Source organism: Streptomyces sp. NPDC052012 (assembly GCF_040689265.1).
Classification (GTDB): domain Bacteria; phylum Actinomycetota; class Actinomycetes; order Streptomycetales; family Streptomycetaceae; genus Streptomyces.
The window spans coordinates 35764-49377 of the sequence record NZ_JBFAXA010000012.1; the positions used below are offsets into that span (position 1 = coordinate 35764).

Genomic DNA, 13614 nt, shown 5'->3' on the forward strand with positions numbered 1-13614 from the left:
CGCACCGGGACATGGGAAGGCGCCCTGGTCGTCGGCCCGTGGGGGGACTGGCGATTAGGGCGCCTTCTTCTTATGCGGTTGTACAGCGTGCGGTTGTACAGCGCGCCCCAAGGGGGCGCGGGGAACTGCGCGACCAGCCACAAGCCGGCCAGCAGTCGCCCACACCCCTTCAGCGACGGACACTCAGGCGCACGGCGCCCCCACCGGCAGGTGTCAGCGCTCCTCGACCGGGACGAAGTCGCGCTCGACGACGCCCGTGTAGATCTGGCGCGGGCGCCCGATGCGGGAGCCCGGCTCCTTGATCATCTCGTGCCACTGGGCGATCCAGCCCGGCAGCCGGCCGAGGGCGAACAGGACCGTGAACATCTCGGTCGGGAAGCCCATGGCCCGGTAGATCAGGCCGGTGTAGAAGTCGACGTTCGGGTAGAGGCTGCGCGAGACGAAGTAGTCGTCGGAGAGCGCGTGCTCCTCCAGCTTCAGCGCGATGTCCAGCAGCTCGTCGGACTTGCCGAGGGCGGACAGGACGTCGTGCGCGGCGGCCTTGATGATCTTGGCGCGCGGGTCGAAGTTCTTGTAGACCCGGTGGCCGAAGCCCATCAGGCGGACGCCGTCCTCCTTGTTCTTCACCTTGCGGATGAAGGAGTCGACGTCACCGCCGGAGTCGCGGATGCCCTCGAGCATCTCCAGCACCGACTGGTTGGCGCCGCCGTGCAGCGGGCCCCACAGGGCGTTGATGCCGGCGGAGATCGAGGCGAACATGTTCGCCTGCGAGGAGCCGACCAGGCGGACCGTGGAGGTCGAACAGTTCTGCTCGTGGTCCGCGTGCAGGATGAGCAGCTTGTCCAGCGCGGAGACCACGATCGGGTCGAGCTCGTACTCCTGGGCGGGGACCGAGAAGGTCATGCGCAGGAAGTTCTCGACGTAGCCCAGGTCGTTGCGCGGGTAGACGAACGGGTGACCGATCGACTTCTTGTACGCGTAGGCGGCGATCGTCGGGAGCTTGGCGAGCAGCCGGATCGTCGAGAGGTTGCGCTGCGTCTCGTCGAACGGGTTGTGGCTGTCCTGATAGAACGTGGACAGCGCCGACACGACCGAGGACAGCATGGCCATCGGGTGGGCGTCGCGCGGGAAGCCCTTGTAGAAGTTCTTGACGTCCTCGTGCAGCAGGGTGTGCTGCGTGATGTCGTTCTTGAACGTCGAGAGCTCGTCGACGGTCGGCAGCTCGCCGTTGATCAGCAGGTAGGCGACCTCCAGGAAGGTGGAGCGCTCGGCCAGCTGCTCGATCGGGTAGCCGCGGTACCGGAGGATGCCCGCCTCGCCGTCCAGATAGGTAATGGCGGATTTGTAGGCGGCGGTGTTGCCGTAGCCGCTGTCCAGCGTCACCAGACCGGTCTGGGCTCGGAGCTTCCCGATGTCGAAGCCCTTGTCACCGACGGTGCTGTCGATCACCGGGTAGGTGTACTCACCGTCGCCGTACCGCAGTACTACAGAGTTGTCGCTCACGTCTTCCCTCACCGACGTAGTGCCTCATCTTCGAGGTGCCCTGACTGTCTCTACCATCCCCCACTTGGCTCAGGAGAGTGCACTCGGGGTCGACCATCGGGCCTATCGGCGGCACTGAGTGCCGCCAACTTGCCCATCCTGCCCCCTGTGTTCCCCTTCCGGAAGTGCTCTGTGACCTTTGCGACTCGTTTGATCGATCATTTTTTTGTGTCGCGGACCTCACAGCCCCGGGACGGGCCCCGGAGAGGCGGAACCGGATGCGGAACCCGAGAGGCGGAAGTCCAGCGCCGTGCAGCGCCGGCCCGCCGAGACCGTACGCACTGCCTGTCCGATCGCCTTGCGGGAGCCGACGAGGACGACCAGGCGTTTGGCCCGGGTGACCGCCGTGTACAGCAGGTTGCGCTGGAGCATCATCCACGCGCCCGTGGTCACCGGGATGACGACCGCCGGGTACTCGCTGCCCTGGGAGCGGTGGATGGTCACCGCGTAGGCGTGCGCCAGTTCGTCGAGTTCGTCGAACTCGTACGGCACCTCCTCGTCCTCGTCCGTCAGCACCGTCAGGCGCTGGTCGACCGGGTCGAGTGAGGTGACCACACCCACGGTGCCGTTGAAGACCCCGTTCTTGCCCTTCTCGTAATTGTTGCGAATCTGGGTGACCTTGTCGCCGACGCGGAAGACCCGGCCGCCGAAACGCTTCTCGGGCAGGTCCGGGCGGCCCGGGGTGATGGCCTGCTGGAGCAGCCCGTTCAGCGTGCCCGCACCGGCCGGCCCGCGGTGCATGGGTGCGAGAACCTGCACGTCACGGCGCGGGTCGAGACCGAACTTCGCGGGGATGCGGCGGGCCGCGACATCCACGGTCAGCCGCCCGGCCTCCTCGGTGTCGTCCTCGACGAAGAGGAAGAAGTCCTTCATGCCGTCGGTGACCGGGTGCTGCCCGGCGTTGATGCGGTGCGCGTTGGTGACGACGCCGGACTGCTGGGCCTGGCGGAAGACGCGGGTGAGGCGGACGGCGGGGACGGGGCTGCCGTCGGCGAGGAGGTCGCGGAGCACCTCCCCGGCGCCGACGCTGGGCAGCTGGTCGACGTCGCCCACGAAGAGGAGATGGGCGCCGGGGAGCACCGCCTTGACCAGCTTGTTGGCGAGGAGGAGGTCCAGCATGGATGCCTCGTCGACCACGACGAGATCGGCGTCCAGCGGGCGGTCGGCGTCGTAGGCCGCGTCACCGCCGGGCTTCAGCTCCAGCAGGCGGTGGACGGTGGAGGCCTCGGCGCCGGTCAGCTCGGCGAGCCGCTTGGCCGCGCGACCGGTCGGGGCGGCGAGCACCACCTTGGCCTTCTTCGCGCGGGCCAGCTCCACGACCGAGCGCACGGTGAAGGACTTGCCGCAGCCGGGACCGCCGGTGAGGACGGCGACCTTCTCGGTGAGCGCGAGCTTGACGGCGGCTTCCTGCTCGGGGGCGAGGTCGGCGCCGGTGCGGCCCTTGAGCCACGTCAGCGCCTTGTCCCAGGCGACGTCCCGGAAGGCCGGCATCCGGTCCTCGTCCGTCCGCAGCAGGCGCAGGAGGCGGTGGGAGAGGGCGACCTCGGCGCGGTGGAAGGGCACGAGGTAGACGGCGGTGACGGGGTCCGAGCCGCCGTCGGGGGCGGGCACCTTCTCCCGTACGACACCGGGGTCCTCGCCGTCCTCGGGCTGGGCGGCCAGCTCGGCGAGGCACTCGATGACCAGGCCCGTGTCGACCTGGAGCAGCTTCACCGCGTCGGCGATCAGCTTCTCCTCCGGGAGATAGCAGTGCCCCTGGTCGGTGGACTGCGACAGGGCGTACTGAAGCCCCGCCTTCACCCGCTCCGGGCTGTCGTGCGGGATGCCGACGGACTGGGCGATCTTGTCGGCGGTGAGGAAGCCGATGCCCCAGACGTCGGCGGCGAGGCGGTACGGCTGGTTCTTCACGACGGAGATCGAGGCGTCGCCGTACTTCTTGTAGATCCGCACGGCGATGGACGTCGACACCTCGACGGTCTGGAGGAACAGCATCACCTCCTTGATCGCCTTCTGCTCCTCCCAGGCGTCGGCGATCTTCTTGGTCCGCTTGGGGCCGAGCCCCGGGACCTCGATCAGCCGCTTCGGCTCCTCCTCGATGATCTTCAGGGTGTCCATGCCGAAGTGCTGGGTGATGCGGTCGGCGAAGACGGGCCCGATGCCCTTGACCAGCCCGGAGCCGAGATAACGCCGGATGCCCTGGACGGTGGCCGGGAGGACGGTCGTGTAGTTCTCCACGTGGAACTGCTTGCCGTACTGCGGGTGGGACCCCCAGCGCCCCTCCATCCGCAGCGACTCCCCCACCTGCGCACCGAGCAGCGCACCGACGACGGTGAGGAGATCACCGGCACCTCTGCCGGTGTCGACACGGGCGACCGTGTAGCCGTTCTCCTCGTTGGCGTAGGTGATGCGCTCGAGCACCCCTTCGAGCGTGGCGAGCCGCCGCTCGCCGGGGGCCGCTGCGGACTGGTCGGTCATGATCCGACGGTAGCGGGGAGGTGTGACAGAGGGGGTGGGCCATGGCATTCACAGGGTGACCTTGCCCCTCTTCGTCTCCGCGCGTCCGAGGAAACGGGCAGGATCGCGGTGGACAATGCGGGCGCAGCCGAGGGAGTACGGGAGTGCGCATGAACGACTACGACCTCCTCGTCGTGGGGTCGGCCAACGCCGATCTGGTGATCGGCGTGGAGCGGCGGCCGGGGGCCGGGGAGACGGTGCTGGGGTCCGATCTGGCCGTGCATCCCGGGGGGAAGGGGGCCAACCAGGCCGTTGCCGCCGCCCGGCTCGGTGCCCGTACCGCCCTGCTCGCGCGGGTCGGTGACGACGGGCACGGGCGGCTGCTGCTGGACTCGCTGCGGGCGGCCGGGGTGGACACGGTGGGCGTGCTGGTCGGCGGGGCGCCGACCGGGGTCGCACTGATCACGGTGGATCCGTCCGGGGACAACAGCATCGTCGTCTCACCGGGGGCGAACGGCCGGCTGACGCCGGGGGACGTGCGGGCGGCCGGGAGCCTGTTCCACGCCTCCCGGGTGGTGTCCGTGCAGCTCGAGATCCCGCTGGAGACGGTCGTCGAAGTGGTGCGGAGCCTGGCCCCGGACAGCCGGTTCGTGCTGAACCCCTCGCCTCCTCGCCCCCTGCCGCGCGAGGTGCTGGACGCGTGCGATCCGCTCATCGTCAACGAGCACGAGGCCAAGGTGATCCTGGGCGACGCGCGTGTGAGCGACCGGGCCGAGGACTGGGCCCGGCTGCTGCTCGCCAAGGGGCCGCGCTCGGTGGTGGTGACGCTGGGGGGTGAGGGCGCGCTGGTGGCCGACAAGGGGGGTGTCTCCCGGGTGCCGTCCGTGCCCGTGCGCCCCGTGGACACCACCGGCGCCGGTGATGCCTTCACCGCCGCGCTGGCCTGGCGGCTGGGGAGGGGCGAGGCGCTCGAGGAGGCCGCGGCGTACGCGGTGCGGGTCGGGGCGGCGACCGTCACCAGGAAAGGCGCCCAGGACTCGTTCCCGACACAGGCCGACCTCGCGGCCCTGTGAAACGAAGGGCGGCAAACTTCGAGGGGGCCCGGTCCGTCGACCGGGCCCCCTCGGTTTCCTCCCCCGTCAGAACCCCCAAGCCCCCCCGGGTCCCCCTCCAGAAGTTCTGACATCAAGTACGACCCGCAAGGTGGGGGAAGGGTTGCACGGTCACTTCGAGAAATTTTTCCGGCCCTTCCCCCGCTCCCTTTTCTCCTCCCCTTCTCGTCCCTATCTCGTCCCTTTCTCGTCCCCTTCTCCTCCCTCGATCCCTACGCGGCGTGCTCCACGAAGCGCCGGGCCGTCTCGGCGAGGACCTCGCGGCCGTCCCTCGCCCACAGGGGGTCGTTGAAGAGTTCGACCTCGATCGGCCCGGTGTACCCGGCCGCCTCCACGTATCCGCGCCACGCGCGCATGTCGATCGCGCCGTCGCCGATCTGGCCGCGGCCGTTGAGGACGCCCTCGGGCAGCGGGGTGATCCAGTCGGCGAGCTGGAAGGTGTGGATGCGGCCCCCCGCACCCGCCCGGGCGATCTGTTCCGGTGCCCGGTCGTCCCACCAGATGTGGTACGTGTCCACGGTCACGCCGACCTGGTGGGCCGGGAAGCGTTCGGCGAGGTCGAGGGCCTGGGCCAGGGTGGAGACCACGCAGCGGTCGGAGGCGAACATGGGGTGCAGCGGCTCGATGGCCAGCTTCACTCCGTGCTGCTCGGCGTAGGGGCCCAGCTCGGCGAGGGCGTCGGCGATGCGTTCGCGGGCGCCGTGCAGGTCCTTGGAGCCGGCCGGGAGGCCGCCCGAGACCAGCACCAGGACGTCCGTGCCCAGCGTCGCCGCCTCGTCCACGGCGCGGCGGTTGTCCGCGAGGGCGGCGGCCCGCTCGGCCGGGTCGATCGCCGTCAGGAAGCCGCCGCGGCACAGGGTGGTCACCGCCAGGCCCGCGTCGCGGACCAGCTTCGCCGCCGCCTCCACGCCGTACGCCTGGACCGGTTCGCGCCACAGGCCCACGCCGGGGACGCCCAGGTCACGGCAGGCGTCGACGAGGTCCGGCAGCGACAGCTGCTTGACCGTCATCTGGTTGATGCTGAAACGCGCGAGAGCGGTCACGGCGTCACTCCGTACAGGTTCAGCAGGGTCCTCATCCGTTCCTCGGCGAGCTTCGGGTCCGGGAACAGGCCGAGGCCGTCGGCGAGTTCGTAGGCGCGGGCGAAGTGCGGCAGGGAACGGGCGGACTGCAGGCCGCCGACCATCGTGAAGTGCGACTGGTGGCCCGCGAGCCAGGCCAGGAACACCACGCCCGTCTTGTAGAAGCGGGTCGGGGCCTGGAAGAGGTGGCGGGAGAGCTCGACGGTGGGGTCGAGGAGGGACCGGAAGCCGTCCACGTTCCCCGTGTCCAGGACCCGTACCGCCTCCGCCGCCAGCGGGCCCAGCGGGTCGAAGATGCCCAGCAGGGCGTGGCTGAAGCCCCGCTCGTCGCCCGCGATCAGCTCGGGGTAGTGGAAGTCGTCGCCGGTGTAGCAGCGCACGCCCTGGGGCAGCCGGCGCCTCAGGTCGATCTCGCGCTGGGCGTCCAGCAGGGAGACCTTGATGCCGTCGACCTTGTCCGGGTGCGCGGAGATCACCTCCAGGAAGGTGTCCGTCGCCGCGTCCAGGTCGGCGGAGCCCCAGTAGCCCTCCAGCGCCGGGTCGAACATCGGGCCGAGCCAGTGCAGGATCACCGGTTCGGCGGACTGGCGCAGCAGGTGGCCGTAGGTCTCCAGGTAGTCCTCGGGGCCCTTCGCCGTCGCGGCCAGGGCCCGGGAGGCCATCAGGATGGGCTGTGCGCCCGCCTCCTCGACGACGGCGAGCTGTTCCTCGTACGCGGCGCGGACCTCGGCGAGGGTCCCGCCGGTGATCTGATCGGTGCCCACGCCGCAGGCGATGCGGCCGCCGACCGCCTTCGCCTCCGCCGCCGACCGGCGGATCAGCTCGGCCGCGCCCGCCCAGTCCAGGCCCATGCCTCGCTGGGCGGTGTCCATGGCCTCGGCGACACCGAGGCCGTGGGACCACAGGTGGCGGCGGAAGGCGAGGGTGGCGTCCCAGTCGACGGCGGCGGGCGAGTCGGGCGAGACGTCCGCGTACGGGTCGGCGACGACGTGGGCGGCGGAGAAGACCGTACGGGAGGAGAAAGCGCTTCCCGGGTGGACGGTCAGGGGCTCGGTGCGCGGCTCGTAGGTGCGCAGACGGCCGTGGGCGTCGGGCAGTCGGATGGTCACAGGGCGATCTCCGGTACGTCGAGGCGGCGGCCCTCCGCGGAGGACTTCAGGCCCAGCTCGGCGAGCTGGACGCCGCGGGCGCCGGCCAGCAGGTCCCAGTGGTAGGGGGCGTCGGTGTGGACGTGCTTGAGGAACAGCTCCCACTGGGCCTTGAAGCCGTTGTCGAACTCCTGGTTGTCGGGGACCTCCTGCCACTGGTCGCGGAAGACCTCGGTGGCGGGGATGTCGGGGTTCCAGACGGGCTTGGGGGTCGCGGAGCGGTGCTGGACGCGGCAGTTGCGCAGGCCCGCCACGGCGGAGCCCTCGGTACCGTCGACCTGGAACTCGACGAGCTCGTCGCGGTTGACGCGCACCGCCCAGGAGGAGTTGATCTGGGCGATCGTGCCGCCGTCGAGCTCGAAGATGCCGTAGGCGGCGTCGTCGGCGGTGGCGTCGTAGGGCTTGCCGTTCTCGTCCCAGCGCTGGGGGATGTGGGTGGCGGTGAGGGCCTGGACGGACCTCACGCGGCCGAACAGCTCGTGCAGGACGTACTCCCAGTGCGGGAACATGTCGACGACGATGCCGCCGCCGTCCTCCGCGCGGTAGTTCCAGGACGGGCGCTGGGCCTCCTGCCAGTCGCCCTCGAAGACCCAGTAGCCGAACTCGCCGCGCACGGACAGGATGCGGCCGAAGAAGCCGCCGTCGATGAGCCGCTTGAGCTTGAGCAGGCCGGGGAGGAACAGCTTGTCCTGGACGACGCCGTGCTTGATGCCGGCCGCGTTCGCGAGGCGGGCGAGCTCCAGGGCGCCGTCCAGGCCGGTGGCGGTGGGCTTCTCGGTGTAGATGTGCTTGCCGGCGGCGATCGCCTTCTTCAGGGCTTCCTCGCGGGCGGAGGTGACCTGGGCGTCGAAGTAGATGTCGACGGTCTCGTCGGCGAGGACGGCGTCGAGGTCGGTGGAGATGTGCTCCAGGCCGTGCCGCTCGGCGAGCGCCCTCAGCGCGTGCTCGCGGCGGCCGACGAGGATCGGCTCGGGCCACAGCACCGTGCCGTCGCCGAGGTCGAGACCGCCCTGTTCGCGCAGGGCCAGGATGGAGCGGACGAGGTGCTGCCGGTAGCCCATGCGCCCGGTCACACCGTTCATGGCGATACGCACCGTCTTGCGTGTCACGTCATTCCCTTCGTACGCGGTCTGCGCGCCGCGTACGTCCCACTGGTGAACGTGACAGCAAGCGCTTTCTATCCAAGGAGAAGCTAGCCTCTGATGCGGGGTGTGGACAAGACCAATGCGAGTCCGACTTGTTCGAGGGGGCGAACAACGGAGCGTGTGGCCTTAAGGTCTGGTCGAAACCCGGTCCGTACGGTGGAACGCGCGAGGCGGAGGACTTGACATGACGGTGACTCTGGCGGACGTTGCTGCCCGCGCGCAGGTCTCCCCCGCGACGGTGTCGCGCGTGCTGAACGGCAACTATCCGGTGGCGGCGTCCACGCGGGAGCGGGTGCTGAAGGCCGTGGACGAGCTGGACTACGTGCTGAACGGCCCCGCCAGCGCGCTGGCCGCGGCGACGTCGGACCTGGTGGGGATCCTGGTGAACGACATCGCCGACCCGTTCTTCGGGATCATGGCGAGCGCGATCCAGTCCGAGATCGGGGGGCCGGGCGGGCGCGCGGGCGGGGAGCGGCTGGCGGTCGTGTGCAACACGGGTGGGTCGCCGGAGCGGGAGCTGACGTATCTCACGCTGTTGCAGCGGCAGCGGGCGGCGGCGGTGGTGCTGACCGGTGGGGCGATCGAGGACGCGGCGCACAAGGCGGCGATGGACGCGAAGCTGCGGAAGCTGACGGAGGCGGGGACACGGGTGGTGCTGTGCGGGCGGCCGCCGGCGCCGGAGACCGGGGCGATCGCGCTGGCCTTCGACAACCGTGGGGGCGGGCAGGAGCTCGCGGAGCATCTGATCGGGCTGGGGCATCGGAGGATGGGGTACATCGCCGGGCCGGAGGAGCGGACCACGACGCGGCACCGGCTGGAGGGGCATCGGGCCGCGCTGGCCGCGCACGGGATCGAGGAGGATCCGCGGTGGACCGTGCACGAGCGGTACGACCGGCGGTCCGGGTACGAGGCGACGCTGGAACTGCTGCGCAGGGACTCGTCGTTGACGGCGGTCGTCGCCGCGAACGACTCCGTCGCGCTGGGGGCGTGTGCGGCGCTGCGGGACTCGGGGCGGTCGATTCCCGGGGATGTGTCGGTGGCCGGCTTCGATGATCTTCCGTTCAGCATCGACGCGGTGCCGGCGCTGACGACGGTGCGGTTGCCGTTGGCGGAGGCGGGGGCTCGGGCGGGGCGGATCGCGATGGGGCGGGAGGAGCCGCCGCCGGGTGGGATCGCTTCGGTGCGGGGGGAGTTGATGGTGCGGGGGTCCTCCGGGGTGCCGCGGGATTGAGGGTGCGGGTGTGCCGCCCCAGCTGCGCGACTGCCGCGGAATCACGTACCACCGTCTCCGAGGAGAGGGTGACGGGGGCGGCCGACCCGGCTAGGCTCGGAGGCAGGTATCTCTGACTGAGTCAGAGATACAGTCCCGGGGCCCGTGCCCAGTCGAATCTCTGCGGGGCGATCATGACCGTTCAGGACGTTCGCGCCTTCAACCGCTTCTACACCAACCTCATCGGCGCCCTCGACTACAGCCGGCAGCTGTACGTCCCGTACACCCTGACCGAGGCGCGCGTGCTGTACGAGCTCGCGCACTCGCCCCGTACGGACGCCGCCGACCTGCGTGGCGAGCTCGGGCTCGACGCCGGGTATCTGAGCCGGATCCTGAACAGGTTCGAGGGGGACGGGCTGATCGAGCGCGTGCCCTCGCCGGAGGATCCGCGCAGGCGGCGGGTCAGTCTCACCGCTCTCGGGCGGGAGACCGCCGCCCTGCTCGCCGAGCGGTCGAACGCGGCCGTCGGCTCCCTGCTGGCCACCGTCCCGGCGTCGGAACGCCCCCGTCTCGCCGAGGCCATGCGGACCATTCGCGAGCTTCTGTCCGAGGGGGCACGGCAGCCCGGCCGCGAGGACGTCGTCCTGCGCGAGCCCGGCCCGGGTGACCTGGGGTGGATCGTGCAGCGCAACGGCGCGTCGTACGCGGCCGAGTACGGGTGGAACGCCGACTACGAGGGGCTCGTCGCCCGGATCGTCGCCGACTACGCCCAGGATCACGACCCCCACCTGGAGCGGGTGTGGATCGCCGAGCTGGACGGGCGTCGTGTGGGGTGTGTGATGTGCGTACGGGACGAGGCGCCCGCCACCGCCCGGCTGCGGCTGCTGCTGGTGGAGCCGGAGGCGAGGGGGCTGGGGATCGGGGACCGGCTGGTCGGCGCGGTCGTCGATTTCGCCCGCGGCGTCGGCTACCGGGAGCTGACGCTGTGGACCAACGACGTCCTCGCCGCCGCCCGCCGCATCTACCAGCGGCACGGCTTCGCCCTGGTCGACGAGAAGCCGCACCGCTCCTTCGGCAAGGACCTGGTCGGCCAGGACTGGCGGCTGGACCTGCGTGCGACACCGGAGTGAGAGGGGGCTGCCGGCGGGCGGGGTCGCGGGTAGGGTCCGGACTATGAAGCTGGCGTTCTCCACCCTCGGTGTCCCCGGCCTGCCCGTGACCGATGTGCTGCGCCTCGCGACCGCGCACGGCTATCACGGCATCGAACTGCGCGCCCACCCCGAGGAACCCGTCCACTCGGGCCTCACTCCCACCGAACGGGCCGATGTCGCCGCCGAGTTCAAGGCGGCCGGCGTCGAGATCCTGGGCCTCGGCGGTTACCCCAAGGTCGCGGCGCCCTGCGACGACGAGATCGTGCTCACCGAGGTCCGCGCCCTGCTGGAGCTGGCCCGCGACCTGGGCGCCCCGTGCGTCAGGGTCTTCCCCGGCGGCACTGCGGAGCAGAGCCCCGAGGAGGCCGACGCGACCGCCGCCCGGCGGCTGGGCACGGCCGCCGAGTACGCCGCCGACCTCGGCGTACGCATCCTGCTGGAGACCCACGACTCGCACCGCACCGGCGCGGACGCGATGCGGATCCTCGGCCTGGTCGGTCATCGCCAGGTCGGTGCGCTGTGGGACGTGATGCACACCTGGCTGGGCGGCGAGCAGCCCGCGGAGACCTTCGCGGCGCTCTCCCCGCACCTCGGCTACGTCCAGGTCAAGGACATCGCCTCCCCCGACGACACCACGCCCCTCGCCCTCGGCACGGGCATCCTGCCGCTGACCGAGTGCGTGGAGGTCCTGTCCCGGCACGGCTGGGACGGCTGGCTGTGCTGGGAGTACGAGAAGCGCTGGTACCCGGACGCCGCCGCGCTCCCCGACCTGCTCGGCGCCGGGCGTGAGCATCTGGCGCGGCTGCTCAACGACTCGGCGTGAGGCCGGCCGCCGCGGGCTGAGTCTCCGGCGGCGGGGCGCTCGCCCGGTGTCGCGGCAGCGTGATGGAGGCGAGCGCCACCCCGCCGACCAGCAGGGCCGCCGCGCACCAGCGCAGCGGGGTCATCGACTCGGCCAGGAACAGGGCGGCCGAGGACATGCCGAAGACCGGCACGAGCAGTGAGAACGGGGCGACCGTCGAGGCGGGGTGGCGGTGCAGCAGCCAGCCCCAGGCGCCGAAGCCGAAGACGGTGGTCACCCAGGCGACGTACAGCACCGTGCCCGCGCCCTGCCAGTCCAGTGCGCGCAGCGCCGCCAGGTCCCGGGAGGGGCCCTCCACGGCGAGGGACAGGGCCAGCAGGGGCAGCACCGGGACGGCGCTCACCCAGACCATGAAGTTCAGGGCGTCCGGAGGTGCGGCCCTGCGGGTCAGGACATTGGAGGCGCCCCAGCAGGCCGCCGCCGCGATCACCAGGGCGAAGGCGGTCAGGGGGCCGGAGGTGCCCTCCTCGACGGCGGCGACACCGATGCCGGCGAGCGCCACGGCCATGCCCAGCAGGCGGAGGCGGCTGGGGCGTTCCCCCAGGGCCGCGAAGGCGAACAGGGCGGTGAACACCGCCTGGACCTGGAGCACCAGGGAGGACAGCCCGGCCGGCATCCCCGCGTCCATGCCCACGAACAGCAGGCCGAACTTGGCCACGCCGAGGGTCAGTCCGACCGCGACGACCCACGTCCACGCGACCTTCGGACGGCCGACGAGGAACACGGCGGGCAGGGCCGCGGCGAGGAAGCGCAGGGCGGAGAAGAGCAGCGGCGGGAAGTGGTCGAGGCCGATCTCGATGACGGTGAAGTTCACACCCCAGACGGCGGCGACGAGGACGGCGAGCAAGACATGGGTCGGGCGCATGCACCGAGGATCACCGCAACCGACCCTTCAGGACCAGCGACGATTCCTGCATGGTTGGATGAAGCAGCTCTCAACATTCAGGGGGAGAGGTCATGCTCGATCTGCAACGTCTGCGCGCCCTGCACGCCGTCTCCGTCCACGGCACGGTGGGGGCGGCGGCCGTGGCGCTCGGGTATACCTCCTCCGCCGTGTCCCAGCAGATCGCCAAGCTGGAGCGGGAGACCAGGACGGTGCTGCTCGAGCGGGAGGGCCGGGGCGTACGGCTGACCGACGAGGCGCATCAACTGGTCGCCGCGGCACGGGAGTTGCTGGCGATCGTGGAGCGGGCCGAGACGGAGCTGGAGGAGCGGCGCGGGGTGCCGGCCGGACGGTTGACCGTGGCGGCGTTCCCGTCGGCGGCGCGGGGGCTGATGCCGCCGGTGCTGGCGGATCTGGCGCGGCGTCATCCCGCCCTGGACACCCGGCTCAGCGAGATCGACCCTCATCTGTCGGTGGATCTGGTGGCCAAGGGGGCGGTCGATCTCGTGGTCGCGCACGACTGGGACATCGCGCCGCTTCCGGCCCCCTCCGGGGTGGAACAGGCGGTCATCGGGGACGACCTGTGCGATCTGCTCGTACCCGAGGGGCATCCCTTCGCCGGCCGGGCGGCGGTGCGGCGGGAGGAACTGGGCGGTGAGCGGTGGATCTGCCAGCCGCCGGGGCGGGTCTGCCACGAGTGGCTGGTGCGCACGCTGCGGGCGGCCGGGCACGAGCCGGAGATCGTCCACCAGGCCGACGAGAACCCGACCCTGGTCGCGCTGGTCGCCGCCGGGCTCGGTGTCGCCCTGATCCCCCGCCTGGGCCGCGGCCCGCTCCCCGAGGGCGTCGTCGAGGTCCCGCTCGACCCCATGCCCGTACGCCGCCTGTACGCCCTGTGGCGCACCGGAGCCGCCCGCCGCCCGGCCATCGCCGAGACGGTCCGCACCCTGCGCGCGCACTGGCCACAGGTGTCCTCCCGGGCTGCGCGCTGAGCGCCGGCAGGACCATCAAGGCGACCGCGCCCC

11 protein-coding genes are annotated in these 13614 nt (G+C 71.3%); 5 read left to right on the plus strand and 6 right to left on the minus strand.

What is annotated here, in order from left to right; translation table 11 throughout:
• Nucleotides 1-213: 213 nt before the first annotated feature.
• Nucleotides 214-1503: a citrate synthase gene (locus tag AB0412_RS20305; RefSeq protein ID WP_366403970.1), complete on the minus strand. Its 1290-nt coding sequence runs from the start codon at nucleotides 1501-1503 to the stop codon at nucleotides 214-216.
• A gap of 219 nt (nucleotides 1504-1722) precedes the next feature.
• Entirely contained in the window at nucleotides 1723-4017 is a 2295-nt protein-coding gene (locus AB0412_RS20310) for an ATP-dependent RecD-like DNA helicase (protein ID WP_366403971.1), read from the minus strand.
• Nucleotides 4018-4166: 149 nt separating this feature from the next.
• Here AB0412_RS20310 and AB0412_RS20315 point away from each other — a divergent pair, with 149 nt between their 5' ends.
• Nucleotides 4167-5069: a ribokinase gene (locus AB0412_RS20315; RefSeq protein ID WP_366403972.1), complete on the plus strand. Its 903-nt coding sequence runs from the start codon at nucleotides 4167-4169 to the stop codon at nucleotides 5067-5069.
• 251 nt (nucleotides 5070-5320) lie between these two features.
• Here AB0412_RS20315 and AB0412_RS20320 read toward each other — a convergent pair whose 3' ends face one another.
• From AB0412_RS20320 to AB0412_RS20330, 3 genes are read right to left on the minus strand one after another with little or no spacing between them, the layout of a single operon-like run.
• Nucleotides 5321-6151, minus strand: coding sequence for a sugar phosphate isomerase/epimerase family protein (locus AB0412_RS20320; RefSeq protein ID WP_366403973.1), 831 nt, complete (start codon nucleotides 6149-6151; stop codon nucleotides 5321-5323).
• A complete protein-coding gene (locus tag AB0412_RS20325) occupies nucleotides 6148-7299 on the minus strand; it encodes a dihydrodipicolinate synthase family protein (protein ID WP_366403974.1) in 1152 nt (383 codons plus the stop codon). The genes AB0412_RS20320 and AB0412_RS20325 overlap by 4 nt, the downstream gene beginning before the upstream one ends.
• Nucleotides 7296-8447: a Gfo/Idh/MocA family oxidoreductase gene (locus AB0412_RS20330; RefSeq protein WP_366403975.1), complete on the minus strand. Its 1152-nt coding sequence runs from the start codon at nucleotides 8445-8447 to the stop codon at nucleotides 7296-7298. Before AB0412_RS20330 ends, AB0412_RS20325 begins: the two co-directional genes overlap by 4 nt.
• Nucleotides 8448-8667: 220 nt before the next feature.
• Here AB0412_RS20330 and AB0412_RS20335 point away from each other — a divergent pair, with 220 nt between their 5' ends.
• The 3 genes from AB0412_RS20335 to AB0412_RS20345 all read left to right on the plus strand — a co-directional run bounded on the left by AB0412_RS20335 (nucleotide 8668) and on the right by AB0412_RS20345 (nucleotide 11667).
• Entirely contained in the window at nucleotides 8668-9714 is a 1047-nt protein-coding gene (locus AB0412_RS20335) for a LacI family DNA-binding transcriptional regulator (protein ID WP_366403976.1), read from the plus strand.
• Between the two features lie 173 nt (nucleotides 9715-9887).
• On the plus strand, nucleotides 9888-10823 hold the full coding sequence (locus AB0412_RS20340; protein WP_366403977.1) for a helix-turn-helix domain-containing GNAT family N-acetyltransferase: 936 nt from the start codon (nucleotides 9888-9890) through the stop codon (nucleotides 10821-10823).
• A 43-nt stretch (nucleotides 10824-10866) separates the two neighbouring features.
• Nucleotides 10867-11667 (plus strand): sugar phosphate isomerase/epimerase family protein, encoded by an 801-nt coding sequence (locus AB0412_RS20345; protein WP_366403978.1) that lies wholly within the window; start codon nucleotides 10867-10869, stop codon nucleotides 11665-11667.
• Here the strand turns inward: AB0412_RS20345 and AB0412_RS20350 are convergent.
• Entirely contained in the window at nucleotides 11651-12571 is a 921-nt protein-coding gene (locus AB0412_RS20350) for an EamA family transporter (RefSeq protein ID WP_366403979.1), read from the minus strand. The genes AB0412_RS20345 and AB0412_RS20350 overlap by 17 nt on opposite strands.
• Before the next feature lie 92 nt (nucleotides 12572-12663).
• Here AB0412_RS20350 and AB0412_RS20355 point away from each other — a divergent pair, with 92 nt between their 5' ends.
• Entirely contained in the window at nucleotides 12664-13581 is a 918-nt protein-coding gene (locus AB0412_RS20355) for a LysR family transcriptional regulator (RefSeq protein ID WP_366403980.1), read from the plus strand.
• Nucleotides 13582-13614: the final 33 nt, after the last annotated feature.